Raw genomic sequence first — 26,468 nt, forward strand, 5'->3', positions numbered from 1 at the left:
ATCGTGGTCTCTACTTTGCTCCGCTCGTACTGCTGGGCGCGGCACTCTACCTGTTTTCGGCGTCGGGCGCACCGCTTCTCAAAAACGGGATAACGGATGCGAAGAGCGCCGTACTTGACGGCTCCGTCGAAATCAGCCCTCAAGAAAGAGCGGAGTCAGTCGTTGCCCGAGGCCGCCACGCTATTCGAACTCGATTTCACCGGAATCCTTTTAGTTCAGACTCCCTACCTATGTGCATATGGCCGCCGATTCAGGGAGCGATGCCGACAAGCGAGAGAATTCAGAACCTTCTGACCCCGAACTGGCAAGCGGCGACTCGGTAAGCGACCGCCTCGAAGAAATCGAGTTCGAGGAGAGCGAGGGCAACTCCGTTGCCGAGCTTCGTGGGAAAATCGACTCGAATAGCTAATTTCATCTGTCGTTTAGTCCGTTAGCTCACGGCATGCATAATGTCGGGACGGTGGAAATACACGACTGCGTTACCGACGACCTCGCGCAGTTCGACCCACCCGAACGGAAGCGAATCCTCGGCGATGACGACAGAGGGATTCAGAAGGTAGAGACGAAGGTCGAAAAATGGGGTGCCGACTTTCGGAGCTACGTCACTCCGCTCACGGCCGCTACCGACGAAACGGTGTACCGACAACGAATCGGAAAGAGCGACTACCGGGCCTACTACGTGAGACGAGACGACACTCTCTGGTGTATCGGCGTCGGCGAACGGGACACAACGTACGAGCGGGACCTCGATAGCGTCGTGGAGCGGGCAGAAACGTTGTAGAACCCGAACGACTCGGCGCTCAGTCGTCGCCCGAGGCCGCCGCACTGCCACTGCTCACGCCGGTTCCCGGTCCCACGTCGATGCCGAGTTCGTCCAGTTTCTCGTCCGGAACCACGCCGTCTTCCCAGCCGCGGACCTCGTAATACTCGTCTTTGAGTTGGTCGAGTTCCACGAGTTGGCCCTCGGAACCGCCCTGTCCGGGAATTGCTTTGGGGTCGCCCTCGACGAAGCGGGCGGGCAGGTCGTCGTCGCTCCCGTCGAAGCCGACGAGGTTGTTGTAGTAGCGTTCGAGGTTGTAGACGCGCTCGCCAACCTCCAGCAGTTCCTCTTCGGAGAAGTCCAGTCCCGTCATGCCGTTGAACTGCAGGACGTACTCCTCGATGCCTTCTGCGAAGGCGTTGAACTTGCAGATGTCGAACGAGTCGCTGATTGCGTGGAGGTCTTGGAACGTCGCGCAGAGTTCGCCTTTCCCCTCGGGTTCGCTCGGGTCCACCTTGGTCGGGACGCCGAGAATTTCGGCCGACGGGGTGTACCCCCGGAGGTGGCAGGCCCCGCGGTTCGAGGTGGCGTAGCCGATTGCCATCCCCTTCATCGCTCGCGGGTCGTAGGCCGCCATCGTCTGGCCCTTCACGTCGAGGCTCATGTCGGGGTCGCCGAACTCGGCGGCGGCCCGGCCCGCGCCCTCCGCGAGCGTGTCCGCGAGGTCGTCCTCGCGGTGGGCGATGCGCTCTATCATCTCTATCATCGTGTCGGCGTCGCCCCAGTCGAGACCCTCGTCGATGTGGCCCTCCTCGGTGGCCTCCATCGCCATCGCCATCGTGTTGCCCACGTCGATGGTGTCGATGCCCATGTCGTTGCACCGGTCGAGCATCATGGCGATTTTGTCGCGGTCGTCGCTCATCGAGTTCGGACCGAGCGCCCACGCCGACTCGTACTCGTAGGACTCCATCCGGATGTTGTGGTCCTCGCCCTTGTGGTGGACATCGACCTCGACTTCCTTCTTACACGCGACTGGACAGGAGTGACAGGTGGGTTCGTCCACCAGAATGTTCTCCCGGACGTTCTCGCCGGAGACGTTCTCGGAGTCGATGTTGGGTTCGGAGTCGTCGGTCTCCATCTCGCTCTGGGTGGAGGTGTGCTGGGCGTTCTTGGTTGGCAGGCCGTCCATCTCCTCGGTCAGGTTCATCAGGACGTTGGTGCCGTACATCGAGAGACCGCCCTCGTTCGGGGCGGTCACGTCGGACTCCTGAATCACCTGCATCGCCTGCTTGTGGCCCTCTTGGAACGTCTCTTGGTCGGCGGGCTTTGGCATCTTGGTCGAGGACTTGACGACGATTGCCTTGAGGTTCTTCGAACCCATCACCGCGCCGGTGCCGCCCCGTCCCGAGGCGCGGTCGTCCTCGTTCAAGATAGCCGCGTAGCGGACCTGATTCTCGCCGCCCGGCCCGATGGCCATCACCGAGACGTTCTTGCCGACGCTGCCCTCGGCTTCCTCGCCGAGCGTGTCGATGGTGTCGTGGACGCCCGACCCCCAGACGTGGGAAGCGTCGCGCAGTTCGACTTCGCCGTCCTCCACGACCGCGTAGACGGGGTCGTCGGCCTCGCCCTCGAAGAGCAGGCCGTCGAATCCGGCCCACTTGAGTCGCGCTCCCGACCACCCGCCGTGGTGGGAGTCGGTGACGGTGTTCGTGAGCGGCGACTTCGTGACGACCGCGATGCGGCCGCTCATCACAGTCTGGGTACCGGTGAGCGGCCCGTTCATGAACGCCAGCAGGTTGTCGGGACCGAGCGGGTCCACCTCCGGGCCTTGGTCGAAGACGTACTTCACGCCGAGACCGCGCGCCCCGATGTACTTCCGGGCGTCCTCGTCGTCGATGCTCTCGTAGTCTACTCCCTCCTCGCTCAGGTCGATTCGGGCGACGTTGTCTTGGTATCCGCCGAGGTCAGTCATAGTAACGGTGTACACTTGTCTTATGCCGGAAACGTGTTAGGGATTGCCGTAACTGTGTAACCGATTTCGGTTATATCGGTCGGCGGCGAGGCGCGGTCGGCGACGAGATGCAGTCGTCGGTGGAGAATAGGACGGACCCATCCGCCGACGACCGCCGCTTTTTACCGCCGTAGGTGTCAACGCTCGGACGATGAACCTGCACGCAGTTCGGCCGCCGACGTGGCTCCGGTGGGTTGCGGTCGCGGTCGTGGCCGGTGGTATCTTCTTCGCGTCGGTGCTGGACTCGCCGTCGTCGGGTCTCGCCGCGCTCGGACCTTTCGAGACGTTCGGGATGGACAAGTGGCTCCACGCGCTCGCCTACGCGGGTCTCGCGGGAACGCTGGCGAGCGCGCTCGCGCCCGGTCGCAGTCCCGCGGTCACGGCCGCGCTCGCGGGCCTGCTCGCGGTCGGCTACGGCGTCGGCATCGAGTTCGTGCAGGCCCCGCTGGCCGAGCGGTCGTTCTCGGTGGCGGATATGGTCGCCGACGCGGTGGGCGCTGGCGTGGCGGTTCTGGGCTGGCGCGTACTGGTGGGTCTAGTGAATCGGTCGTCGTCGGAACGAGGGGCCGAGAGAGAGGTTTAGCGACTGCGGAGCGAATATCGGACGAAGGTGCGGTCTGATTGGTGTTGGCAGTAGCTAGCACAGCTACGGTTGAAGGTACAGAGAAGCTAGCTGTTGCCGACGCCGAGGAGTCACCGCACCGCGACCGCACAGCACCGGGCCTCGTCCTCCCCACCCGCTTGCGGTCCTCGGCCACGGGCCTGCGGTCCTCAGCCCTCGCGCGGTTGGCGGACCACGAGGGTCCGCCAGCGCGCGCCGAGAAGACGAGGGGCACGAGGCCGACGACGAGAGAGTCCGCGACCAGTTTCCGATTTCGGACCCGAAGCCGATTTACGCGCCCGAACGCTACCAACGCCCAATGAGCAAGCCGACGCCCGACGTGTACGAGCAGGGGAGGGGCATGGACGCCCACAACAAGGTGATGCGCGAGATTCGCGCGGAGAAAGACAAGACCTACGACCCCCACGAACCCACGCGGGTCTGGATAGACGAGGACCGCACCCCCGGCGGCGTCTACCAGAGTCTCACCATCATCCTCAACACCGGCGGGTGTCGCTGGGCGCGCGCCGGTGGGTGTACGATGTGTGGCTACGTCGCCGAGTCCGTCGAAGGTGGCTCCGTGGCTCACGAGGCGCTAATGGACCAAATCGATGTTTGTCTCGACCACGAACGGGACAAAATCGAGGCGGGCGAGGCCGACGGGAAGTCCGGTCTCATCAAGATTTACACCTCCGGGTCGTTCCTCGACGAACGCGAGGTCGGCGCGGAGACCCGCCAAGCCATCGCCGAGACGTTCGCCGACCGCGAGCGAATCGTGGTCGAGAGCCTGCCCGACTTCGTGGAGCAGGACAAAATCGAGGACTTCACCGCGCAGGGCCTGAACACCGACGTGGCCATCGGTCTCGAAACCGCGACCGACCGCGTGCGCCACGACTGCGTGAACAAGTATTTTGACTTCGAGGACTACATCGAGGCGAGCGAGCAGGCCGAAGCCGCCGGGGCCGGAATCAAGGCCTATCTCCTGATGAAGCCGCCGTTCCTCAGCGAGTCCGAGGCCATCGAGGACATGAAGTCCTCAGTGCGCCGCTGTGCCGAGTACGCCCACACCGTCTCGATGAACCCGACCAACGTCCAGCGCTACACGATGGTCGATCAGTTGTACTTCCGGGACGGCTACCGCCCGCCGTGGCTCTGGTCGGTCGCCGAAGTGCTGGAGGACACCGCCGACGCCGACGCCATCGTGGTCTCGGACCCGGTGGGCCACGGGTCCGACCGCGGCCCGCACAACTGCGGCGAGTGCGACGACCGAGTGCAGAAGGCCATCAAGGACTTCGACCTCCGCCAAGACCCCTCGGTCTTCGAGGAAGTCTCCTGTGAGTGCGAGGCGACGTGGGAAGCCGTCGTGGAGCGCGAGAAGGGCTTTAGCCTGCCGCTGGCGCGGTAAGTCGGTCGATTCGGGTTCCATCCGGTCTATGCCTTCTTATCGTCACTTCTGATCGTCGCTTTGGGTCTCTCACTCCTACCAAAATCCCACCTTACAGCCTTCGGTGGTCTTGATGCTCGCCGTGTCGAACTCCGTCGCTCGAATCGCCACGTCCGTCACCGAAGCGTTACAGTCGAATTCCGACTTCGAAATCTCGACGGTCTCCGTCCGGTCGGGGACGCCGACGGTAATCGCGTAGTCGCGGCTCTCACGCAGGTCGATAGCGAGGTTCACGTCGGTGTCGAGGTCGTAGCTCTGTTGAAACCACGGTTCACCGTCGCCCTCACGGCTGATTTCGACGGCTACCTCCAGATTCCGGTCTGTCTCGTTCCAGAGCCAGACCTGACGGTGGTCGCTTCCTCGTCCGACCGCGAGCGTCGTGACCGTCGAGTTCGCCGAGAGGTCGGGGTTCGCAGTCGGGACTCCGCGCTCCGGTGGTTCAGACTCCATTTGTACGTCCGGTGGCCCGCCAGCGAGCAACCCCGACGAGAGACACCCCGACAGCGACGCCGCGAACGCCGACCCCGAGAGCGCGAGATAGTCGCGCCGCGTCGCCATCACGACCCTCCCGGCGTCGTCGTGCAGGCCGCCGAGGTCGAAACCGTCCCGGACTTGATGGCGTCGGGTCGAATCTGCACGTCGGTCCCCGTGGCGTTGCACCAGAAGCGGTTCGGTTCGACGGTGACGGCCTTCTCGCGGCCGCCGATGCGGACCGTCACGTCGTAGGCGCGCCGCGCGTAGAAGACGACCGCGAGGGGTGCCCCGGCGGGGAACTCGGTCTCGGCGCGGTGGAGTCGCGCGCCGCCGGTCGCCACCTCGACCGCGATGGTGGTGGGGTCGCCGGTCAGGTTCCAGACCCAGACGTGGGGCGTCTCGTAGTGGCCGCCGGGCGTCTCGGGGCGTTCGCCGACGACCACGCCGCGAAACGGGTCGTAGGTATTGGATTCGATAGTCGGCGAGCGCGGGACGCCTCGCTCGCCGATAGCGGCGGGTTCGACCGCCTCGGCGGTCGGCGGGACCGCGGTGGTCGGCGTTCGGTCCGTTGTTGTCTCGGACGTGGATTCGGTAGTCGTTCGCGTCGTCGCGGTCGTCTCGCCGGACGAGTCGCCGCCGGAGCCGAGACAGCCAGCGACGCCGAGAGTCACTCCGACGCCGCAGGTCCGCAGGAGAGCGCGTCTGGAGGGCATAACCGGGAGGTGGCCGTCAGCCGACAAGTGTCTTGTGTCGCCGGGAACAAGCATCCATTCCGCGTTTCGCGCGTCTAAGCCGACCCTACCTGTCGATACTTGCCGGATAACAAAGGCTTCGCTCGCCCACCGTCCTCGTGGGGGTGGCACGCAGGGCGGCGCTCGGCGACCGGGGAGTTCGTCGGGTCGCCGACCCGGCGTGTCGGACACATGTCCGAGGGATGGGGCGACTACGAAACTATCTTCTGTTCGAACGGCTGGATAGAAATCCGGAACAGCGACGAGACCGACCACCAGTGGATAGCCAGCGATACGCCGGTATCCATCGACCGATGACGGTCGCCACGGGAGTTCCGGTGGTTGCTACCAGTCTCCCGGCAGATGCGACGGGAGTATCGGCAGTCGCCGCAGGGCCGATTTCGGCGTGGTCGATACTCGTCGTCGTCGGCTGGCTCGTCGTCGTGGCACTCGTTTGGGCACTGGTCTTCGCGTACGGTCGCCGAGAGAAGCGGGAGTCGCACCACTGAGCGACTCGCAGACGAGTCCCGAGTCCGTCTCAGGTCTCGAACCCGCGGAGGATTCCCTGTCCGTCGGTACCGCCGATGTCGGGGAGCGAGATACGCTCGGGGTGGGGCATCAGCACCGCCACGTTCTTCGAGTGGCCGAGGACGCCAGCGACGTTCTCCTTCGAGCCGTTGGGGTTGGCCTCGTCGGTGACCGCGCCCGTCTCGTCGCAGTACCGGAAGAGGATGCGATTCTCGTCGTTCAGTTCCGCGAGGTGGTCGTCGGTCACTTCGAACCGACCCTCGCCGTGGGCGATGGGCAACTCGACGACCTCACCTTCCTCGTAGTTGGCAGTCCACGGCGTGTCGGCGTTCTCGACGCGGACGTGGACGCGCTCGCACTGGAAGCGCGCGGAGGCGTTGGTGGTGAACGCGCCGGGCGTGAGCCGCGACTCCGAGCCGATTTGGGCACCGTTGCAGACGCCCAGAACTGGCACGCCGTCGTCGGCGGCCTCCCGAATCTCGGCCATGATGGGGCTGTTCGCGGCGATTGCGCCCGCCCGGAGATAGTCGCCGTAGGAGAACCCGCCGGGGAGCATGATGCCGGTTGGGTCCGCCGGGAGACCGTCCTCGTGCCAGACGAGTTCGGCGTCGATGTCGAGGTGGGCGAGCGCGCGCCGGGCGTCCCGGTCGCAGTTGCTACCGCCGAATTGGACGATGGCGACGGTCATTCTCGGGATTCGACCTCGATGTCGTAGTCGTGGATGGTCGGATTCGCCAGTAGGCGCTCGGCCATCTCGTCGGCGCGCTCGGCGGCGTCGTCCGCCGATTCGGCGTCGAGGTCCAACTCGAACCGGTCGGCCGAGCGGAGGTGGTCCAACTCGAAGCCGAGTCGCTGTAGGGCCTGCTTGGTCGTCTCTGCCTCGGGGTCGAGGACGCCCTCCTTCAGGCGGACCGTGACCGTGGCGGTGTAGGCAGTCATCGCTTCGAGATGGTCGTTCATGCTCAAAAGCCCTTTCGGAATCCGTGGTCGTTCCACGGACGTGCATAAATGCGGGAATCTTGCGCCGAAGCGGTTCCTTTTAGCGTCGAGCGTTCTCAGACAGAGCAACGATGTCTCCCGTGCAGGTGGTACGATGACGCAGCGCGAACTGACCGAAATCACTGTCATCGGCGACGACGACACCGGACTCGTCGCCCGCGTCACGAGTCTCCTCTTCGAGCGCGGAATCAACATCGAGGACTTGGACCAAGCGGTCCGCGACGACCTCTTCCGGATGACGATGCGCGTCGATACCGCCGGGATGGAGACCACCCGCGACGCGCTCCGCGCGGACCTCGGCGAACTCGGCGACGACCTCGGCGTGGACGTTCGGGTCCGGTTCCCCGACGACCGCGAGACCAAGCGCATCGCAGTGCTGGTCACCAAGGAAAGTCACTGCCTGCGGCGACTCTGCGAGGCCGAGGCGGACCTCGACGCCGAGATTTCGGTCGTCATCGGGAACCACCCGGACCTCGAATCGGTCGCCGAAGAGTACGACGTTCCCTTCCACGACATCGGCGACGCGCAGGGCAACGCCGACGAGGAACATCTGCTCGATTTGCTCGGGGAGTACGACGCCGACCTCGTGGTGCTGGCCCGCTACATGCGCATCCTCGGGCCGAACGTCGTCTTCCGCTACGAGGGCCGCATCATCAACGTCCACCCGAGCCTCCTGCCCGCGTTCCCCGGCGCGAAGGCCTACCGGCAGGCCAAGGAGGCGGGCGTCAGGTTGGCGGGCGTGACCGCCCACTACGTCACGACCGACCTCGACCAAGGTCCCATCGTCGCCCAGCGCGCGTTCAACGTGCCCGACGGCGCGAGCGTCGAGACGCTGAAAGAGCGTGGCCAACCCCTCGAAGCCGACGTGTTGCTGGAGGCGGTTCGTCTCCACCTCGGCGACGACCTGTCCATCCACCGCGGCCGGACCAAACTCCGAGATGACGCCGCGGAGGTGGCGACTGGCGCGAGCGACGACTCGGCCTATCAACTCGGCATGCCGCCCGAACTCGACCGAGCGACGCCGGACGAACCGACCGACGAGCGACTGGTCGCGCCCCCGGAGACGAGCGACGACTGAGAACCCTCGTCGTACTGCTCCTTTCAGCCTCGGTCTGTGGCTCCCTCCTGCGATTCGCCGAGCGGTAACGCCGCGATGGCCGCCTCTAGTCTCCGGATAACAAAGACGGTTCATCGCCAACCGCGACTCAATGCGTTTTCGGGACGCCGTTAGGGTGTTGTTCGTCGGTATCGTCGTCGCGTCGGCGTTCGTGTTCGCCTCGGGCTATCTCTCCGCCGAGACCACCTCGTCCTCGTCCGGACGGCCGACGTTCGACGCGTCTCCCAGAGAGGGAATCACGGTGGTCGCCACCGACTCGAACACATGGATGGGCGAGGCCAGCGACGGGCCGCGAGCGCGGGCCGAACTCGTCGCGTTCGCACCCAACGGCAGCGTGATGTACTACAACGATTCGCACACGCGCTACTGGGATGTGGACCCCGTGCAGGGCGCAGAGACGACCGTCGAGTACGTCGCGGCCGACCACCTCAACGCCTCGGAGTGCCACGCGACGACGCCCTGCACGCGGAACGTGGTCGAGCGCGCTAACCTCTCGACCGGCGAGGTGACGCGCCTCTACGGCCGCATCACGCCGGGCAAGCACTCGACGCGGTGGCACGACGCGGACCGATTGGACGAGGATAGCTTGGTCGTCGCCGACATTGCGCAGGACCGGGTGTACGTCGTCAACACGACCAGCGAACTCATCGAGTGGGAGTGGGACGCCCAGCGCGACTACTCGACGGCGAGCGGCGGGCCGTACCCCGAGGACTGGACGCACCTCAACGACGTGGAGGTGCTGGCCGACGGCACCATCATGGCCAGCCTGCGCAATCAGGACCAAGTGGTGTTCTTGAACCGCGAGACCGGCTTACAGGAGAACCGGACGCTCGGCGAGGACGGCGACCACGACACCATCTACGAACAGCACAACCCCGACTACATCAACGCCGCCGACGGCGGTCCCGCAGTTCTCATCGGCGACTCGGAGAACAACCGCGTGGTCGAGTACCAGCGCGAGGGCGGCGAGTGGACCCAGTCGTGGGTCTGGCAGGACGCTCGCACCCAGTGGCCGCGCGACGCCGACCGCCTGCCCAACGGCAACACGCTCGTTACCGACTCGAACGGCAACCGCGTCGTCGAGGTGAATCGGCAGGGCGAAGTCGTCTGGAGCGTGGACATCGCGTTTCCCTACGAGTCCGAGCGCCTGAACACCGGCGACGAGAGTACCGGCGGTCCCGCCGCGGCGGAGGCGGGCCTCCAGTCCAGAACCGGCGGCGGCGCGAGTCTGGGCGACTCCGCCGGACAGACGGCGGCGACCGAATCGGCCGGTCCGCTCGACCGAGCGTGGGCGGTCGTCAGGGACCTGCTCCCCGGCCGGACCGCCAACGGCTTGATGTACGTCACGCCGGTCTGGATGGGCGGCCCGGAGGTGCTGGCGCTCGCGGCGGCGCTCCTGACGCTGGTGGTCTGGGTCGTCTGCGAGGCTTACTGGTCGTCGTGGCGCGCGTCGGTTCACTCGCCGGTGTCGATTTCGCGGCGGAAGTGAGTAGATGGGAAAGCAGTAGTCAGGAGAATCACATCGTCGGCGCGCGCGAGCAACGCGTGCGAGGGATGAGGACCGCAGGTCGGAGCGAAGCGGAGACCGAGGACCGCAATCGGTTGGGGAGGACGAGGGTGCGGTGCTGTGCGGGGCGGTATGATAGGAGTCGGCAGTAGCTAGCGCATTCTCGATGAAAGTACGGAGAAGCTAGCTACTGCCGATTCCAAGGAGTTGACCGCGACCGCCCCGCGAGTTCGGATGTCAAGAAAGTACGCGAGAGTCGAGAATCAACTACCGAAAAGAACGTCTCAGAGGTCCCGAACCGCGCCCACAGCGTCCACCAGCGACGGGGCCTCGAACAGTTCTCGGCCGACGTAGGCGTTCGTCCCCGCCGCGTAGAGGTCGCTGGCGGCCTCGATAACCTCGTCGTCCAGCGATTCCGGCGACGCCTCGCAGAGCGATTTCCAGTCGGCAACGTCGCGCTTCTTGGCCTCCTGCTTGGCCGCATCGACCGCTTCGACCCACTCCGGTTGGGTGCGCTTGTGGTACTGGCGGACGAACTCCTTGCTGACCTGCTGGCCGTGGAAGGTAAAGCGGTTCTCGTCGAAGGTGCCCACCACGTCGGCGACGCGAACCTCACCGTCAACGTACAGGCACTCGATTTTACCGTCCTCGTGGACCAGTTCGGCCTCGGCGGCCTGCTCGGTGACGACCCGGTTCACTTCGCGGGCGACTGCTTCCAGTTCCGTCACGTCGGCGAGTCCGGCGATGCGGTCGGCCTCGCGGCGCGAGAGGTAGCGGTCGCCCTCCTCGTACTTCGTCGAGAACTCCACGATGGGTTCTTCGAGTTGGACGACGCCCTCGGGCCACTCCGCGAAGTCGAGACCGTGGTCCGCGGGGTCGGTGCGCCGCCGGAGACTCGACCCCACGGGGACGCTGTTCCGGAAGACGATTTCGAGCGGAATCAGGAAGTTGTCGCCCGCCGCCTCGTGGTAGGCGTCGTAGTCGTAGCTCCGGCCCTCGTGGGGCAGGTCGGGTACTTGGGTCAAGTCGATGGCCATCTCGGTCGGCGGGACCTCGGTCTCGGCGAGCGGGACGACCTCGCCGGTCTCCTCGCTGACCACTCCCCGATAGTGAGTCGGCACGCCCGCCGCTTCCAGCAACTCGAAGTTGAACGCGCCCATCGCGCAGAGACTCGCGCCCTTGTCGGGAATCTCGTCGGGCATCTTCCCCCAGTCGAAGACCGAGTAGTCGTCGGTGAAGACGAACGACCCGCGCCCGAGCGTGGTCGCGGTCGGTTCGCGCTCGATGCGGAACTCCTTGACGCTGGTCACCGTAACCACCTCGCGCTCGACGCCCGACTCGCGCCCGTCCCGGTATCACTCGCCTTGTCGCCGCGTGCCCCGTCGCTGTCGGTCATGTGCGAGGGGTAGCCGCCGTCGGACTAAGGCGTTTCCATTCCCGTGCGTACTTTCTATCAATCACCCGCTCGAAATATGCACTTTCGCGCATTAGGTCGGGGTGGCGTCAGGATTTCCGACGACCAGTGAGGACCGCAACGACCCGCGACGACCGAGACCGCTCGTTCCGGACGGCGGCAACCCCCTGCCGTAACCCGTCGGTTTTTATCGCTCCCGGTCCTCATCACGGGTGATGGAAGACGCGGCCCGGACGAACGTTCCGCGAGGAGAGTTCGACTTCGAGTACGTGCCCGAGACCGACCAGTCGTTCGAGAACGCACTGGCGAAAGCCAGCGATGGCGAGCGCCTGAGCGTCGCCGACGGCATCGAACTCATGACGACCGGCACCGACCGCGAGGGTATCCACTTAGACCGGAAAGAGCGGGTGCTGGAGACCGCCGACCGCCGCCGGGCCGAGGTCGTCGGCGAGGGCGTCACCTTCGTCGCCAACCTGAACAACAACGTCACGACCGCGTGCAACACCGGATGTCTGTTCTGTAACTTCAAGAACACGGCTCAGGACTTCGAGACCGATAACGAGACCAACCACGGCGGATTCACCAAGACGCCCGAGGAGTCCCGCAAAATCGTCGAATCGGCCCGCGAGACGGGAATTTACGAGGTCACGTCGGTCAGCGGTCTCCACCCCGGTCTCGCGCTGGACGACGAACACCTCGAACTCTTGGAGGCGAGCGACCGCGGCGACCTGAACTACAAGTCGCCGTCGGCCTACGAGACCGACCCCGGCACCTACGTCGCCCAGATGGAGGCGATGAACGTCGGCGACGTTCACCTCCACTCGATGACTCCCGAGGAGGCCTACCACGCCCGAAGAGGGACCGACTGGTCCTACGAGGAGGTGTACCGCCGCCTGAAGGAGGCCGGACTCGACAGCGTTCCCGGCACCGCCGCCGAGATTCTGGTCGATGAAGTCCGGGGGGTTATCTGTCCCGGCAAAATCGGGAGCGACGAGTGGGTCGAAGCGATGGAGGCCGCCGCAAAAGTCGGTCTCGACACGACCGCGACCATCATGTACGGCCACGTCGAGAACGAGGCCCACCGCGTGATGCACCTGAAACGAATCCGGGATTTACAGGACCGAACGGACAACATCACGGAGTTCGTCCCGCTCTCGTTCGTCCACTCGAACACGCCGCTCGCCGAGCGCGGGATGGTGGAGGCGGGCGCGACGACCCACGAGGACGAACTCATGATAGCCGTCTCCAGACTCTTCCTCGACAATATCGAGAACATCCAGTCGTCGTGGGTCAAGTACGGCGACGAGCAGGGCCTGAAGATGCTCTCCTGTGGGGCGAACGACTTCATGGGCACCATCCTCAGCGAGGAAATCACGAAGCGGGCGGGCGGCGAGTTCGGCGAGGCCCGGTCGTTCGCGGAGTACGTCGAGATGATAACCGCCATCGGTCGGACGCCCGTCGAGCGTTCGACCGACTACCGACAGACCCGAGTTATCGACCCCTCGGACCCGCCGTTCGGCCCGGAGTTGGGTCCGGCGGCCGACGGGTCGCCGCTGGTCCCCGAGTCCGAGCGAACCGCCCCGGCCGAGTCGGTCGCCGACGACTGAGGAGTTCGACTGAACATGATGAACACCACGCACGCCGCGATGGGGGTCACGCTGGCGGCCCCGTTCACGGCCCTCGCGCCCGAGTTTGCGCCCGCGGCCGCGCTGGCCGCACTCGCCGGGGGCGTCTTTCCGGACCTCGATTTGCTCTCGGGCCAGCACCGCCGGACGCTCCACTTTCCGGTCTACTACGCGGTGGCCGGAGTCGCGGCGGGCGGGATTGCCCTGCTCGCGCCCGCGACGGCGACGGTCGCGCTCGCGTTGTTCCTGCTCTCGGCCGCGCTCCACTGCATGACCGACGCCGCGGGCGGCGGTCTCGAACTCCGGCCGTGGGAGGCCACCGACGACCGGGGCGTCTACGTCCACGCCGCGGGCAGGTGGGTCCGACCGCGGCGCTGGATTCGCTACGACGGCGCGCCCGAAGACCTCGTAGTGACTGCGGTCTTCTCGCTACCGGGCCTGTTGGTCTTCGACGGCGCGATTCGGACGCTGACCGTCGTCGGACTCGCGGTGTCGGTCGTCTACGTCGCGGTCCGAAAGCAGTTGCCCGAGGTCGAGACGCGCTTTCTCCGATAATTTTACCGACTATGACGTAACGAAAACATGGGGGCCGTTTCAGTACGTTTATCGTGTGCGGTCCGGATGAACCGCACACATGGACACCGCTATCAGGGTGTTGGTCGTAGACGATAGCAATTTCTACGCCCAACTCGTCGCCGACACCCTCTCGACGGACTACGATATGGAGACGCTTACCGGAAACAACGCCCGCGAAGGACTCGACTCTCTCGAAACGTCGGAAGTCGATTGCGTCGTCACCGACTACCAGATGCCCGACCTCGACGGCATCGAGTTCCTCGAAGCGGCCCGCGAGCGGGGCTTCGAGCAACCATTCATTCTCCTGACCGGCACCGGGAGCGAGGCGGTCGCCAGCGAGGCGGTTGCGGCGGGCGTCACCCACTACTTCCAGAAGAACGAGGGCGACCAGCAGTTCGAGAAACTGGCGAATCAGATCGACAACGCCGTCGAACAGCGCCGGACCGAAAAGAAGTACGAACTACTGGTGGACAACTCGCCGGACCTCATCGCGCAGATAAACGCCGACGGCGAGTTCGTCATGGCCAACCAGTCGATGGCCGACTCCTTCGACGCCACGCCCGAGGAGTTGGCGGGCAAGTCGGTGGCCGATCTGGCGCCCGAGGACATCGCCGAGAAGCGACTGTCGGTCGGCCGGGAGGTCATCGAGACGGGCGAGACGCGGCGCTTCGAGGACGGATACAACGGCGACTACTTCCACAACGTCTTCGTGCCGGTGGACCTGCCCGGCGAGCGCGCGACGTGTCAGGTCATCGCGCGCAACATCACCGACCGGAAGAAGGCCGAGATAGAACTGAAAGAGACCGTCGAAAAGCTCGAAGAGTCCAACGCCCAGTTAGAGCAGTTCGCCTACGTCGCCTCCCACGACCTTCAGGAACCGCTCCGGATGGTGTCTAGCTACATGCAACTGCTCGAACGCCAGTACGGAGACAAGTTAGATGAGGACGCACAGGAGTTCATCGACTACGCCGTGGACGGGGCCGACCGGATGAAACAGATGATAAACGACCTGCTCCAGTACTCGCGGGTTGACACCCGCGGCGGCGACTTCGAGCAGACCGACTTCGAGTCGGTGTTAGAGCAGGCCCTCGACAATCTACAGGTCGCCATCGCCGAGAGCGACGCCGAGATTACCCACGACTCGCTCCCGACGGTGGTCGGCGACGAGAGCCAACTGGCGATGCTGCTTCAGAACCTCGTGAGCAACGCCATCAAATACTGCGACGAGGGACCGCCCCGAATCCACGTCACGGCCGAGCGCGACGGCGACGAGTACGTCTTCGCGGTCAGCGACAACGGCATCGGGATTTCCGAGGACAACCTCGAAGAGGTGTTCCGAATCTTCGGGCGACTCCACGGCAAGGACGAATACTCGGGGACCGGCATCGGACTGGCGATGTGCCAGAAGATAGTTGACCGCCACGGCGGCACCATCCGGGTCGAATCGGCCCCCGGAGAAGGCTCTACCTTCTACTTCACTCTTCCCGTGGGAGGTGTCGAGGATGAGTGACCGACTCACCGGCGAGCGAATAGAGATTCTGCTCGTCGAGGACAACCCCGGCGACGTTCGCCTGACCGAGGAGGCGTTAGAGCAGGGCGACGTGTTGAACAACCTCCACGTCGTCGGCGACGGCGTCGAGGCGATGTCGTTTCTCCGTTGTGAGGGCGAGTACGAGGACACGCCCCAACCCGACCTCATCCTGCTGGACCTCAACCTCCCTCGGAAGGACGGCGAGGAAGTCCTCAAGGAGATAGACGAGGACCGCGAACTCCGGCGCATCCCGGTAGTCGTGCTGACGAGTTCGGAGGCCGAGGAGGACATCGCCCGGAGTTACGAACTCCACGCCAACGCCTACATCACGAAACCGGTGGACATCGACCAGTTCATCGATGTCGCACAGAATCTAGAGGCGTTCTGGCTCTCCATCGTCAAACTTCCGCCGAACAATGAGTGACCGGTTCTCGAACGAGACGGCGGACGCACAGGCCGACGAGGAAGCGACGAGCGACGACGCTCCCGACGAGACGACGATTCTGCTCATCGAGGACAACGACGGGGACGCCCGCCTCATCGAGGAGATGATTCACATGAAGGGCAACATGCTGGACGACAGCAGCAGCATGCCCAATATCACGCTCGTCCGGGAGGACTGTCTCGCGGACGGTCTGGACACGCTCGACGCGGCGACCATCGATGTAATTTTGCTCGACCTGATGCTCCCCGACAGCAGCGGCGAGAAGACTCTCGACGCCGTCCTCGACCAGACCCGCGAAGTGCCAATCGTCCTTCTGACGGGACTCAACGACCGAGATTTCGGCGTCGAAGCGGTCCAGCGCGGCGCGCAGGACTACCTCGTCAAGGGTGAAATCGATGGGGAACTGCTCGTCCGGACGATGCGCTACGCGATAGAGCGCAAGAAAAACGAGCGGGAACTCGCCCGCCGGACCGAGCAACTGGCCATCCTGAACCAGATTCTCGAACACGACATCCGCAACGATATGAACGTCGTCTGCGGCACGGGCGAACTCCTGCGCGAACGCGTCGATGACGACCACGCGGAGTTCCTCGACCGGATGTTGGAGAACAGCGAACACGTCGTGGAACTCACCGAGACCGTCTCGACGCTGCTTGAAACCATCACCGGCGAGCAGGACCCCGACCTCGAACCGGTCGATGCGGGCCGAATCCTCGAAACCGAACTCCGGAAGGCCCGGAGTTCCCACGACGACGCGACGTTCGCCGTGGACGGCGACCTTCCCTCCGTGTCGGTCCGGGCGAACAGCATGCTCTCGTCGGTGTTCAGCAACCTGCTGAACAACGCGGTCCAGCACAACGACACCGACAACCCGCAAATCGAGGTCGGCGTGTCGGTCGCCGACGATACCGTCGAGATTCGGGTCGCTGACGACGGGCCGGGGATTCCGAGCGACCGCCGCGACGCCGTCTTCGGCCGGGGCGAACAGGGTATCGACAGCGAGGGCACCGGTATCGGTCTCTACCTCGTGGATACGCTCGTCAAGCAGTACGGTGGGTCGGTCCACGTCGAGGACAACGACCCGAGCGGCGCGGTGTTCGTGGTCGAACTGGTCGCGCTCTAAGGGCCCGCGAGCGTCTCGCGGTATCGCTCGCCAGCCTCGTCGTCCGCGGCTATCGCGCGTTGAATCGTCTCGGACACCCACGTCTCGCTCGGTCGGTCGTCGCGTGTGGTCTCGCCACCCAACTCCGCGGGGAGGTAGCGCCGGTACACCGGCAGGCGCTCGCGCAGGGGCACCCCGGCCTCGTCGGCGATGTCCTCCAACTCCTGTAAAGCGGGCCACTTGTACTCCGGATTGATGTGGTCGTCCGTGACTGGCGAGACGCCCCCGAGGTCGTCCACGCCGCAGTCCAGCAGGTCGCGGGTCGGCGAGAGGTTGGGCGGCACCTGCACCGACACCGTCTCGGGCAGACACTCGCGGGCCATCGCCACGACTCGCCGCATGGTCTCGACCGACGGGCGCTCGTAGTTCGAGCGCTCGTTCGGCACGACGTTCTGGACGATGACCTCCTGAACGTGGCCGTATCGCTCGTGCATCTCACGGATGGCAAGCAGGCTCTCGGCCCGGTCGCGCCACTCCTCGCCGATACCGACGAGCAGGCCCGTGGTGAACGGCACGCCCAACTCGCCCGCGGTCCGAATCGTGTCGAGGCGCTGGCCGGGGTTCTTCACTCGGGGTCCGGCGTGTGCGCTCACGTCCGCGGTGGTTTCGAGCATCACGCCCATCGAGGCGTTCACGTCCGCGACCGTCTCCATCTGCTCGCGGGTCTGGTCGCCGGGGTTGCTGTGGGGAAGCAGGCCCTCCTCCAGCGTGATTTCGCAGACCTCCCGAAGGTAGTCGTGGATAGAGTCGTGGCCCCACTCCGCGAGTTGGCCGTGAATCCGGTCGTAGCGGTCGTCGGGGTCGTCACCGAAAGTAAAGAGGGCTTCCGTGCATCCGGCGTCCGCGCCGGTCCGGACGATATCCCGGACCTCCTCGGGCGAGAGCAAGGTGGCTTCGCCCGGCGGGTCGAAGTAGGTGCAGTACGTGCAGGTGTACCGGCAGGCCGTCGTCAGCGGGACGAAGACGTTCTTGGCGAAGGTGAGTTCGTCGGCGGCCGACACGTCGTCGGGAGTGACTTCGAGCAGTCGCTCTACATCGGCGTCAGCGATGGAGAGATCGATGTCGTACTCGTCGGCTCCCGGAATCTCGGCACCAGCCATCGGTGTGGGTTCTCGCTTCGGCGGGAAAATCCTTGCTGTACCGGACCTTCTCCGTCACTCAGGGAGGACCGTATCGAGCAGGTCGTAGACGTGTGCTTCTTCCAGAAATTCCTCGATCTGGTCTCGGCGCGCGTCTATCTCTTCGTCTCTGGAAACGTCGGCGACTCGCTCCAAGGTCTGTTCGAAGGCGACGATTTTGAACGCCCCTTTTCGGCTTCCGTCGCGTTTCAGCACTTCGCACACGGCGGCCACCATATCGTCGTTTCGCCTCGACACTTCGTGCTGTCCCAGTTCGATTCGGTCGTGAGACCCGCGGATTCGCTCGTCCAGTCCGTCCACGAATCGCTGGAGACTGCCACCGTCGAGGTCCACTAAGACGACCACCTCGGGACCGATTCGGAGCAGTTGGTTGACGAGCGCCGCGAAAACCTTTTCTAACTCCTGTTTCCCGTTGTCGGACTTTGCGAGAACGTGGTACGGATTTCGTCGCTCCTGAAAGTTCGTTATCTGGCGCGACTCCTCGCCCTGTATCGGCGAGTCAAGTTCCTCGCCGATGACCTTCTTCACTTCGAAGTTTCCGTCCCGCTGTTCAAAGAAAGATGATATGAGGTGAACGTCGTGTTTCCCCTCGCAGAGGACGATCTGTTTCATTAAATCCCTCGCAGGTCGAGGTGGAGGTCTTTCAGATTCTCGCGGGCCGTCTCGTAGTCCTCGACCACGGCGTCGTCTTCCTCCATCCGCAGGAGCGAGAACTCGTCTTCGAGATACGCCTCCTCCTCGTCGGTCAGATTCTCGGTGAAGAAGTCGTTGATGAAGTCGCTGTCGTGGGTGGTGATGAACAGTTGTACGTCCTCCTCGCGGGCGAGGTCGATGAGGAAGTAGACGACCTCGCGGACGTATCCGGGGTGCATGTGGGTCTCGGGTTCTTCGAGGAGGACGATTTCGTTCTCTACGTCGTCGTCCATGAGTTCCCAGAGCAGGCCAACGATGGACTTGAAACCGTCGCCCATGAAGTCGTAGGGGATATCGTGTTTCTCGCCGTCTTCCTCAAAGACGAGATAATCGAGATTGAAGGTCTTGAGGCCGTCTATCAGTTCTGTTTCCTTAACGTAGTCCCCGATGTCGTCTATCTTGATAGCGTGTTCTTCCGGGTCGATGTTCTGATCTCTCTCCGTAAGTCGTCTGGACTTGATGAACAAGAGTTCTTGTTTCCCCGTCGGTTTTCGAAGAAACTGTCCCTCGTCTGGCGGTTGGTCGAACAAAAATTCGAAGAACTTGTCTCGGTCCCCTCCGGGATATATCAAATCCCCGTGTTCATCGGGTGTACGGAGATTTTCGGCCTCAAATTCCGCTTTTATTTCGCGCTCGAATGCACGCCCGATTTCGTCGTAATGATTTCGAAGTACGTCCGATAAGTCTTGGAAATAGACGTACGGGAACTGCTCGCCGTTCTTTTCGAAGACGAGACATTCCTCAGAGAATCGGTCAGCAGTTTCGCCTCTGAGAGATTGGTCCAGAACCGTAGTGACCGTTTGTTTTAACCCAGTTTCGATTTCAGTACCGACTGTGACGCTGTCCATATCGGTGCGTTCTTCGAGGACTCGAACGAAGTCGTTCTCTGTATCGAACCGGGCCTGAAATCCGAACTCGTGAAGCCCCTCGCGTTGAAAGCTCAGGTTTTCGATGAGGGTTTTGACCAGATGCCCCTTGGCCTCGGCAATTGTCGGTCGGCGAATAGTGATAGACTCTTTATTACTTGCTCGCTGGACTCGAATCCGGCTCTCGGCGGCGTCAACGTTGATTAGCTTGTCTACCTTTCGTTCGAAGTGATTGACGTAGCTCAAATCGAAAGCGAGGTTCACTGCTTCCAAAAACGAGGTCTTTCCCGTATTGTTCCGCCCAGTAATCAGATTAATATCCGTAGGCTCGAACTCGACGTACTCTAACCCCTTGAACCCCTCAATCTCGACGTGTTCGAGTTCCGTCATCGTAGTCGCTTGCCCGAAACTTAGCCGTCATGGCATAAAAACGGTGGCCTTCTCAGTGGCTGACTCCACAAATCACCCTATCAACCCTCACGACTGAACGGCACAACCACCCTCGCGTTCGACCGTCGTCCGGCCCGCGTCGTCGGAGAGTTCGAAGCCCGCGTTCCGAAGCCACGACCGCGCCCGACTCGTCTCGCGGGGGTCCGCGCTCGCGTCGTCCACGTTTCCGGGCGCGCTCCCGCCGTGAATCAGCACCTCCGCGAGGTCCGCGCGCTCGTCTACGTCGGTCGCCAGTCGGTGCGAATCGACCACCGCCACCTCGGTCCCGACTTGCCGCGCGACGGCGCGGTGGTCCAGATACGACGTGCCGTGGTAGTCCACCCGGAACTCCGGGTGGTGCGCGACGACGGCGTTGGTGCCGCCGCCGCGCCCCGGCGCGAGGACGACTTCGCCGTCAGTCTCGAAGAGACCCGCGAGGGCGTCGGGCGTCGCCAGCGCGAGGTCGGCCATCACGACCGCGACCGGTTCGTCGGTCTCCGCGAGGACCGCGTTGACCGCCTCGGTCAGCGGTCGGTCGTCCACGGTGACGGGCGCGTCCGCGTCGATGCGTTCGGTGGCGAGAATTTCGGGGGCGCGGCCGGTCGCACGGACCGCCGCCAACACGTCGGCCAACATCGCCTCGGCGAACGCGGTCCGCTCGTCGGGCGACAGCGTGTCGGCTAACCGCGTCTTGGGCGCGTCGGCGGCGTACGGGACGACGACTCGCATGCTCGATTCCCAACTCGCGCGCGCTCCCTTAAGAGCCTACGGAATACCCGTCGGAACGGTGCAAATATCTCACGCAATTAGCTACCTTGCTCGAAGAATTGTGTAGGATTGTTTCGGCGAGGGAGAACTCTCGTCGGCGAGCGCCCCGCCAGCGACGGCGTGCTGTCGGCGACGCCGACTCGTCGCCGACGGTCGCTCGGTCAATCACGATTACCCCACGATGACACCCCGTTGCGCGCGAACGCGAAAACGGTCCGAAAGCGAAGTCGCGTCAGCGCAGTTTGTCGTAGTCGTCTTGCTGGTTCGAGCGGTACCAGAGCGCACCGCCCACCACGACGACGAGCGCGAGCAGTCCGGCGGCCCCGTAGAGGAGCATCTGGGTCTGCTGGCTCGACTGCTGGGAGTTCTCGGCCTTCGTCTGAGCCTCGTCGGCGAGGTCCACCGCGTTGCCGAAGTTCTCGGCGTCGAACGCCGAGACGGCGTTGCTGAGGGTGTCCTCGGCACCGGAAACGTCCGCGCCGGAACCGTCGGCCGAGTCGATGGCGTCGCGCGCCGAGTCGATGGCGTCGCGCGCCTCTTGGCTCTCTGTGGTGTACGGTCGGAACGTCCACTCGTCGATGGAGGCGCTACTGCCGCCGTCACGGAGCTGGTTCAGTTCGGCCAGCGCCAGTTCCTGCTCGGGGTCGTAGGTGAAGTTCTCGACTTCGGGAACTGTCCCCTTGACGACGACTTTCACCTCAAACGCATCGCTCTGCTCCAGCGAGTGGTTGAACGACTGGCCGTCGTAGGAACTCTGGTCTATCTTCGACCCGCTCTGGTCGAACAGTTGGACGGTCCACGTCACGTCGTCCAGTTCGGTTTCTCCGTTTAGCGTCCACGTATTGTACTCGCTGAACGGCTTGGTGATGGTGAACGTCGATTCTACGTCCTCGCCGACCTGCTTTTCGTCGGGCGCGCCGCTCGCCGAGGCCGACATCGCCGCGGCGGGACCGACCGCCGAGACGACCAGCGTCGCCGCGAGCAACAGCGCGAGTAGTTTAGAACAGTGGTTCGAGTTCATCGTCGTCGTCCTCCACGAGTTCTTCCAAGTTCTCTTCGCTCTCCTCCTGAATCTCGTCGATGTTGTCCTGTGCCTCGATGGCGACCTCCTGTAGCTCCTTGATGCGCGGGACGTTGTTCACGCCCGACAGGAGCACGACGCTGGCGACGTACTGGGAGTCGGCGACTGGGTAGTCGCCACCGCGGACTTCCATCGAACCGGTCTGCTCTTCGAGCCACTTCCGCCCGCGCTCTATGCCTTTCCGATTGAGGTGGCGCGGCGGGCCGCTCAGGACGAGGAGGGCGCGCTCGGTGCCCTCGATTTCGCAGGGCAGGGTGAGTCGCCCGAGCGCCGCCTTCCGGACGAGACTGGTGATGCGGTTGGTGGTGTTGGCGGTGTCGGTCTGGGTGTCCTCGTCGCCGCCGGTGAACCGCGAGAGCAGTCCGCTGGACGACTGTTCGTTCTCGACTTCCTCGGCGGCGTAGCCGATGGTCGAGACGCCGCCGCCAGCGAGCGTGTTGATAATCTCGCTGGAGTCCACGACGCTCTCTGCCACCTCGCCGTCGCCGGTGACTTCGCCCGCGCCGAAGAGGATGCCGAACCGCCGGACGATTTCCTCGTTGATTTCGTCGTAACCGCCCTCGATGGACTCGCCGGACTGTCGCCACGCGTCGTTGTCGAACACCATCAGGTTGTCCACTTCGCGGACGAACGTCTGGAACGACCGCGCGGCATTCAGCGTGTAGATGCCGCCTTCGTCGCTTCCGGGCAGGACACCGAGACCGTACACCGGTTCGGTGTAGATGCGCTTGAGGTGCTTTGCCAGCACCGGGGCACCGCCAGAGCCGGTGCCACCCCCCATCCCTGCGACGATGAGGAACGCATCGACTTCGTGGACAGGGATGTTGTCGATGGCTCCCTGAACCTCGTCGATGTCTTCCTCGGCGATTTCCGCGCCAAGTTCGTTGTCTGCTCCTACTCCGTGACCTTTCACACGGGATTGACCAATGAGGACGCGATTATCCTGCGGGATATTGTCGAGTCCCATCAGGTCTGCCTTCGCGGAGTTAACCGCGACTGCGGACCTGACGATATCGCTTCCAGTTCGCTGGTCGTATTCCAGGAACTTGTCCACGATTTTCCCACCGGCCTGCCCGAAACCAATCATTGCGAGCTTCATTTTCCGGACCGTACTCCGTTGGGAGAAATACAACCACGAAGGGGTGATAATCCTTTTGGTCCGTTCCACGGACACCGGAAATGGCGTTTTACGCCGAATCGCCCGACGTTAACCCGGTATTTCCGGGTATCGGGACCCACCACCAGCTCACGGACATGTCCTTTTAAGTTTGTTGCCCAGTCAATGTATCCAACGATTGGCGAGTAAATCCCGTCAAACGGGCGTCTGACGCTCGTCTGACGGCGATTCCGCTAAACTCGTCTCTCGACTACCGTTCGGCGACGCCAAGATACGACCCGAGCGTGGTCAAATCGCTCGTCTCGACGCCGAACGCGTCGATGTCGTTGTGTTCGACCGTGTTGTCGAACTTCAGCGACCGGTACTGGTCGCTCCCGAACGGGACGAACGGCACCGGACCCGCGGCGGTTAGTCCGACGCGCGCGAGCGCCATCGGGAGCGGGAGAATCGTCACGGACTTTCCGTCCGCGCGGTACGCGAGGCGAGTCACGTCGGCCAGCGTCAGCACCTCCGGGCCGCCGATTTCGTAGGTCTCGCCGTCGTGGTCCTCCGCGACGCTCTCGGCGAGCATCGGCACGAGGTCGCCGACCCAAATCGGCTGAAAGCGCGTGCGGCCGCCGCCGGGAAGCGCCGTGACGTACGGCGTCGTCAGAACCCTCGTGAACGAGACGAACTCCCCGCCCTCGCCGAAGACGACCGAGGGCCGGATGATGGTGGTCGCCAACGCCGAGTCCTCGACGACCTGTTCGGCTTGGCCCTTCGCGCGCAGGTACTCGGTCGCCCCGGTGGGGTTCGCGCCGAGCGCGCTCATTTGGACGATCTTCCGAACGCCGTGGTCCTCGGCGGCTTTCACGACGTTCTGCGTACCACCGAGGTGGACCTCCATGTGGGAGATTCCACCGGAGGGCTTGAACAGCGGCGAAAGCGCCACGAGGTTTACCACCGCGTCTTGGCCCTCGAACGCGCTCTCGATGGAGTCGTAAGCCGTCACGTCGCCGCGGGCGCGCTCGACGCCTGCCGGAAGGTCCGCCTCGTCGGGGTCACGCGCCAACACGGTCACGTCGTGGCCGTCGTCGTCCAGTTCGCGCACGAGATTCGTCCCGATGAATCCGGTTCCGCCCGCTACAAGAATATTCATATCGGGAATAAGTACCGTCGGAAGGTAAAGCTAACTGCTTCCGACCCGAATCTTTCGCACTCGAACGGAGTTCCGACTCGCCCGACCCGACTCGCAGGTCTTTATACCGAGCCGAGACCACCTCCGAGTATGCTCATCACGCTGGAGGGTCTCGACGGGAGCGGCAAGACGACCGTCTGGGAGGTCCTGCGCGAGGAGTTCCCCGAGTTCGTCTACACTCACGAACCGACCGACTCGTGGTACGGCGACGCAGTGAACCGCTCGGTTTCGAACGACGACGCCGACTCGCTGGCGGAACTGTTCCTCTACACCGCCGACCACGCCAACCACCTCTCGGAGACGGTCCGGCCCGCCCTCGCCGACGGGAAGGTCGTCGTCTCGGACCGCTACTCGGACTCGCGGTACGCCTATCAGGCGGTCAGCATCGAAAACGACGTCAAGCGCCCGTTGGAGTACATCCGGGGGGTCCACCAACCGTGGACCAGACCGCCGGACGCGACGCTCTACTTCGACGTGGACCCCGAGACCGGTGCGGCCCGGAGCGGCGCGACCAACAAGTTCGAGCAGGCCGCGTTCCTGAGTCAGGTCCAGTCGAACTACGAGCGACTGCGCGACGCCGAACCCGAGCGGTTCGTCCGCATCGACGCCACGCGCTCGCCCGAAGAGGTCATCGACGCCGCGGTGGACGCGGTCGAGCGACTGCTCGATGACCGCGGGGAGCGCGAGGAACGGGACGAATAGCCCTTTGTCGTTCGATAGCGTAGCACGAGGTATGGCAGACGAGGACGCCGGGCGAAGCCGACCCCGAGAGAGTGCGAGCGAGCGCGGCCGCCGGGAGCGCGACGACTCCGGATTCCGGTTCTCGCTCCCGCCGATGTCGCTCCCCGAGGTGCGACTCCCCGAGCGCATCCGCCTCGTCTTTCCGGTGCCCGAGCAGCCGGAGAAGATTTCTCGACCCACCCGCGTCAGGGTCTCGTGGGTCCTGCTCGCGGTCGTCCTCGCGGACGCCCTCGACGCCTTCGCGGTCCTCTGGGCCGGTCCCGAGACGCTGGCGTGGGCGCGGGCGACGGTCGGCGTCGTCGTCGCGGTCGTCCTCGCGGGCGGTCCGGGACTGCTCTACGGGTGGGAGTTGCTGGCGATTCTCGGCGGGGTCGGGTGGCTCTCGTTCGCGCCCACGCTGACCGCGCTGGTTCTCGCGCGAATCCTCCTCTCGCAGTAAGTCGAACCTCGGTTGGAAGTCGTCGGAAACGCGAATTTTTGGATATTTCCCGGCGCGTGCTGGCGCGCGCAGTTCTGCGCGCGCCAACCGCGCGAGGGACGAGTAGCGCAGGTCGGAGCGAAGCGGAGACCGAGCAACGCAGGAGGCTGGGGAGGCGTGAGGCCGTCGCGGGGCTGTGCGGTTGCGGTATGAGTGGTGTCGGCAGTAGCTAGCTTAGACTCAACTCGATCTACAAGTTCCATTCGGACTTTCACGGAGAGTTCTGTCCCGACTCCCGTCACGCCCTCACTCCACAGATAATCGCCTTTTTATCGCCGCGACGTATCAGTTCCGAGCATGAACGACGACGAACTCGCCGCGAAGATAGACCACACCGTCCTCGGACCGGAGACCACCCTCGCCGACGTGGAGGAAGTCCTCGACGCGGCCGCCGAGTACGGCATGAACGCCTGCATCCCGCCGTGCTTCGTCGCCGAGGCCGACGAGTACGCTCCCGACGTGACGCTCGCCACGGTCATCGGCTTCCCGCACGGCCAAAACGCCACCGCGGCCAAGCGCGAGGAGGCCGTCCTCGCCTACGAGGACGGCGCGGACGAGTTGGACATGGTCATCAATATCGGCCGCCTGAAGGCCGGAGACCACGAGGCAGTCCGCGAGGACATCGAGGAGGTCGTCGCCGCGGTGCCGATTCCGGTCAAGGTTATCATCGAGACCGCACTGCTGACCGACGAGGAGAAACGCGCCGCCTGCGAGGCCGCCGAGGAGGCCGATGCCGCGTTCGTCAAGACCTCGACCGGGTTCGCCGACGGCGGCGCGGAAGTCCCGGACGTGGAACTGATGAGCGAGTATCTGCCGGTGAAAGCCAGCGGCGGCGTCGGCGACTACGAGCAAGCGAAGGCGATGTTCGACGCCGGGGCCGAGCGCATCGGCGCGAGTTCGGGCGTCGAAATCGTCGAGGACTTCCGGCGGAACTACTGAGCCGCGGGAGCGCGGCGATGATTTCCGAGAGCGCATTGCCGAGCCACTCCGGAAGGTTGCCGAACAGTTCTCCGCCGTCCGCCTGAAGGAGTACGTTTGGTCAGTCCATGAGTTC

General features: G+C 64.2%; 29 protein-coding genes. 16 read left to right on the forward strand and 13 right to left on the reverse strand.

Annotated features, from left to right (window positions below; translation table 11 throughout):
* Positions 1-238 precede the first annotated feature (238 nt).
* Together EP007_RS17315 and EP007_RS04330 are read left to right on the forward strand one after the other, a co-directional pair.
* Entirely contained in the window at positions 239-409 is a 171-nt protein-coding gene (locus EP007_RS17315; RefSeq protein WP_166035428.1) for a hypothetical protein, read from the forward strand.
* Between the two features lie 51 nt (positions 410-460).
* Positions 461-781, forward strand: coding sequence for a hypothetical protein (locus EP007_RS04330; RefSeq protein WP_128476486.1), 321 nt, complete (start codon positions 461-463; stop codon positions 779-781).
* A 19-nt stretch (positions 782-800) separates the two neighbouring features.
* On the opposite strand, the gene EP007_RS04335 is transcribed toward EP007_RS04330, so the two are convergent.
* Positions 801-2,732, reverse strand: coding sequence for an aldehyde ferredoxin oxidoreductase family protein (locus EP007_RS04335; protein ID WP_128476487.1), 1,932 nt, complete (start codon positions 2,730-2,732; stop codon positions 801-803).
* Between the two features lie 190 nt (positions 2,733-2,922).
* Here EP007_RS04335 and EP007_RS04340 point away from each other — a divergent pair, with 190 nt between their 5' ends.
* Together EP007_RS04340 and EP007_RS04345 are read left to right on the forward strand one after the other, a co-directional pair.
* Positions 2,923-3,354: a VanZ family protein gene (locus EP007_RS04340; RefSeq protein WP_128476488.1), complete on the forward strand. Its 432-nt coding sequence runs from the start codon at positions 2,923-2,925 to the stop codon at positions 3,352-3,354.
* 337 nt (positions 3,355-3,691) lie between these two features.
* On the forward strand, positions 3,692-4,777 hold the full coding sequence (locus EP007_RS04345) for an archaeosine biosynthesis radical SAM protein RaSEA (protein WP_128476489.1): 1,086 nt from the start codon (positions 3,692-3,694) through the stop codon (positions 4,775-4,777).
* A gap of 75 nt (positions 4,778-4,852) precedes the next feature.
* Here the strand turns inward: EP007_RS04345 and EP007_RS04350 are convergent, their stop codons facing one another.
* Together EP007_RS04350 and EP007_RS04355 are read right to left on the reverse strand one after the other, a co-directional pair.
* Entirely contained in the window at positions 4,853-5,374 is a 522-nt protein-coding gene (locus EP007_RS04350) for a hypothetical protein (RefSeq protein WP_128476490.1), read from the reverse strand.
* Positions 5,374-6,003, reverse strand: coding sequence for a hypothetical protein (locus EP007_RS04355; RefSeq protein WP_128476491.1), 630 nt, complete (start codon positions 6,001-6,003; stop codon positions 5,374-5,376). The genes EP007_RS04350 and EP007_RS04355 overlap by 1 nt, the downstream gene beginning before the upstream one ends.
* A 99-nt stretch (positions 6,004-6,102) precedes the next feature.
* Between EP007_RS04355 and EP007_RS04360 the strand changes: the two genes are divergently transcribed.
* Entirely contained in the window at positions 6,103-6,339 is a 237-nt protein-coding gene (locus EP007_RS04360) for a hypothetical protein (RefSeq protein ID WP_128476492.1), read from the forward strand.
* A 20-nt stretch (positions 6,340-6,359) separates the two neighbouring features.
* Positions 6,360-6,530: a hypothetical protein gene (locus EP007_RS17320; protein ID WP_166035430.1), complete on the forward strand. Its 171-nt coding sequence runs from the start codon at positions 6,360-6,362 to the stop codon at positions 6,528-6,530.
* 29 nt (positions 6,531-6,559) lie between these two features.
* On the opposite strand, the gene purQ is transcribed toward EP007_RS17320, so the two are convergent.
* Together purQ and purS are read right to left on the reverse strand one after the other, a co-directional pair.
* Entirely contained in the window at positions 6,560-7,237 is a 678-nt protein-coding gene (gene purQ, locus EP007_RS04365) for a phosphoribosylformylglycinamidine synthase I (protein WP_128476493.1), read from the reverse strand.
* On the reverse strand, positions 7,234-7,488 hold the full coding sequence (purS, locus tag EP007_RS04370; RefSeq protein ID WP_128478496.1) for a phosphoribosylformylglycinamidine synthase subunit PurS: 255 nt from the start codon (positions 7,486-7,488) through the stop codon (positions 7,234-7,236). The genes purQ and purS overlap by 4 nt, the downstream gene beginning before the upstream one ends.
* A gap of 154 nt (positions 7,489-7,642) precedes the next feature.
* On the opposite strand from purS, the gene EP007_RS04375 reads away from it, so the two are divergent.
* Both EP007_RS04375 and EP007_RS04380 read left to right on the forward strand, forming a co-directional pair.
* The gene (locus EP007_RS04375) at positions 7,643-8,626 is read left to right on the forward strand and encodes a formyltetrahydrofolate deformylase (protein ID WP_128476494.1); all 984 of its coding nucleotides are present in this window, start codon (positions 7,643-7,645) and stop codon (positions 8,624-8,626) included.
* A gap of 130 nt (positions 8,627-8,756) precedes the next feature.
* Entirely contained in the window at positions 8,757-10,154 is a 1,398-nt protein-coding gene (locus tag EP007_RS04380) for an aryl-sulfate sulfotransferase (RefSeq protein WP_128476495.1), read from the forward strand.
* Between the two features lie 302 nt (positions 10,155-10,456).
* Here the strand turns inward: EP007_RS04380 and EP007_RS04385 are convergent, their stop codons facing one another.
* On the reverse strand, positions 10,457-11,482 hold the full coding sequence (locus EP007_RS04385) for a phosphoribosylaminoimidazolesuccinocarboxamide synthase (RefSeq protein WP_128476496.1): 1,026 nt from the start codon (positions 11,480-11,482) through the stop codon (positions 10,457-10,459).
* A 319-nt stretch (positions 11,483-11,801) separates the two neighbouring features.
* Between EP007_RS04385 and cofH the strand changes: the two genes are divergently transcribed.
* The 5 genes from cofH to EP007_RS04410 all read left to right on the forward strand — a co-directional run bounded on the left by cofH (position 11,802) and on the right by EP007_RS04410 (position 16,886).
* The gene (gene cofH / locus EP007_RS04390) at positions 11,802-13,193 is read left to right on the forward strand and encodes a 7,8-didemethyl-8-hydroxy-5-deazariboflavin synthase subunit CofH (protein ID WP_128476497.1); all 1,392 of its coding nucleotides are present in this window, start codon (positions 11,802-11,804) and stop codon (positions 13,191-13,193) included.
* 15 nt (positions 13,194-13,208) lie between these two features.
* The gene (locus EP007_RS04395) at positions 13,209-13,766 is read left to right on the forward strand and encodes a metal-dependent hydrolase (RefSeq protein WP_128476498.1); all 558 of its coding nucleotides are present in this window, start codon (positions 13,209-13,211) and stop codon (positions 13,764-13,766) included.
* A 79-nt stretch (positions 13,767-13,845) separates the two neighbouring features.
* On the forward strand, positions 13,846-15,297 hold the full coding sequence (locus EP007_RS04400) for a sensor histidine kinase (protein ID WP_128476499.1): 1,452 nt from the start codon (positions 13,846-13,848) through the stop codon (positions 15,295-15,297).
* Positions 15,290-15,742: a response regulator gene (locus EP007_RS04405; RefSeq protein WP_128476500.1), complete on the forward strand. Its 453-nt coding sequence runs from the start codon at positions 15,290-15,292 to the stop codon at positions 15,740-15,742. Before EP007_RS04400 ends, EP007_RS04405 begins: the two co-directional genes overlap by 8 nt.
* Positions 15,735-16,886 (forward strand): hybrid sensor histidine kinase/response regulator, encoded by a 1,152-nt coding sequence (locus tag EP007_RS04410; RefSeq protein WP_128476501.1) that lies wholly within the window; start codon positions 15,735-15,737, stop codon positions 16,884-16,886. The genes EP007_RS04405 and EP007_RS04410 overlap by 8 nt, the downstream gene beginning before the upstream one ends.
* Here the strand turns inward: EP007_RS04410 and cofG are convergent.
* From cofG to EP007_RS04445, 7 genes are all read right to left on the reverse strand, one after another.
* The gene (cofG, locus tag EP007_RS04415) at positions 16,883-18,025 is read right to left on the reverse strand and encodes a 7,8-didemethyl-8-hydroxy-5-deazariboflavin synthase subunit CofG (protein ID WP_128476502.1); all 1,143 of its coding nucleotides are present in this window, start codon (positions 18,023-18,025) and stop codon (positions 16,883-16,885) included. The genes EP007_RS04410 and cofG overlap by 4 nt on opposite strands.
* Before the next feature lie 54 nt (positions 18,026-18,079).
* Positions 18,080-18,676 (reverse strand): hypothetical protein, encoded by a 597-nt coding sequence (locus tag EP007_RS04420; RefSeq protein WP_128476503.1) that lies wholly within the window; start codon positions 18,674-18,676, stop codon positions 18,080-18,082.
* Entirely contained in the window at positions 18,676-20,013 is a 1,338-nt protein-coding gene (locus EP007_RS04425) for an AAA family ATPase (protein ID WP_128476504.1), read from the reverse strand. The genes EP007_RS04420 and EP007_RS04425 overlap by 1 nt, the downstream gene beginning before the upstream one ends.
* An 87-nt stretch (positions 20,014-20,100) precedes the next feature.
* Positions 20,101-20,781 carry a 2-phospho-L-lactate guanylyltransferase gene (cofC, locus tag EP007_RS04430; protein ID WP_128476505.1) on the reverse strand — a complete coding sequence of 227 codons (681 nt, stop codon included), beginning with the start codon at positions 20,779-20,781 and terminating at the stop codon, positions 20,101-20,103.
* Between the two features lie 271 nt (positions 20,782-21,052).
* Complete coding sequence (locus tag EP007_RS04435) at positions 21,053-21,841, reverse strand: DUF4398 domain-containing protein (RefSeq protein ID WP_128476506.1); 789 nt, start codon at positions 21,839-21,841, stop codon at positions 21,053-21,055.
* Positions 21,819-23,000, reverse strand: coding sequence for a tubulin/FtsZ family protein (locus tag EP007_RS04440; RefSeq protein ID WP_128476507.1), 1,182 nt, complete (start codon positions 22,998-23,000; stop codon positions 21,819-21,821). Before EP007_RS04440 ends, EP007_RS04435 begins: the two co-directional genes overlap by 23 nt.
* Before the next feature lie 268 nt (positions 23,001-23,268).
* Complete coding sequence (locus tag EP007_RS04445; RefSeq protein WP_128476508.1) at positions 23,269-24,156, reverse strand: complex I NDUFA9 subunit family protein; 888 nt, start codon at positions 24,154-24,156, stop codon at positions 23,269-23,271.
* A gap of 129 nt (positions 24,157-24,285) precedes the next feature.
* On the opposite strand from EP007_RS04445, the gene tmk reads away from it, so the two are divergent.
* The 3 genes from tmk to deoC all read left to right on the forward strand — a co-directional run bounded on the left by tmk (position 24,286) and on the right by deoC (position 26,353).
* Positions 24,286-24,897 (forward strand): dTMP kinase, encoded by a 612-nt coding sequence (gene tmk, locus EP007_RS04450; RefSeq protein WP_128476509.1) that lies wholly within the window; start codon positions 24,286-24,288, stop codon positions 24,895-24,897.
* Between the two features lie 31 nt (positions 24,898-24,928).
* Positions 24,929-25,375: a hypothetical protein gene (locus tag EP007_RS04455; protein ID WP_128476510.1), complete on the forward strand. Its 447-nt coding sequence runs from the start codon at positions 24,929-24,931 to the stop codon at positions 25,373-25,375.
* A 336-nt stretch (positions 25,376-25,711) separates the two neighbouring features.
* On the forward strand, positions 25,712-26,353 hold the full coding sequence (gene deoC, locus EP007_RS04460) for a deoxyribose-phosphate aldolase (RefSeq protein ID WP_128476511.1): 642 nt from the start codon (positions 25,712-25,714) through the stop codon (positions 26,351-26,353).
* Positions 26,354-26,468: the final 115 nt, after the last annotated feature.

It is taken from the genome of Halorussus pelagicus (assembly GCF_004087835.1).
GTDB classification, from domain to species: domain Archaea; phylum Halobacteriota; class Halobacteria; order Halobacteriales; family Haladaptataceae; genus Halorussus; species Halorussus pelagicus.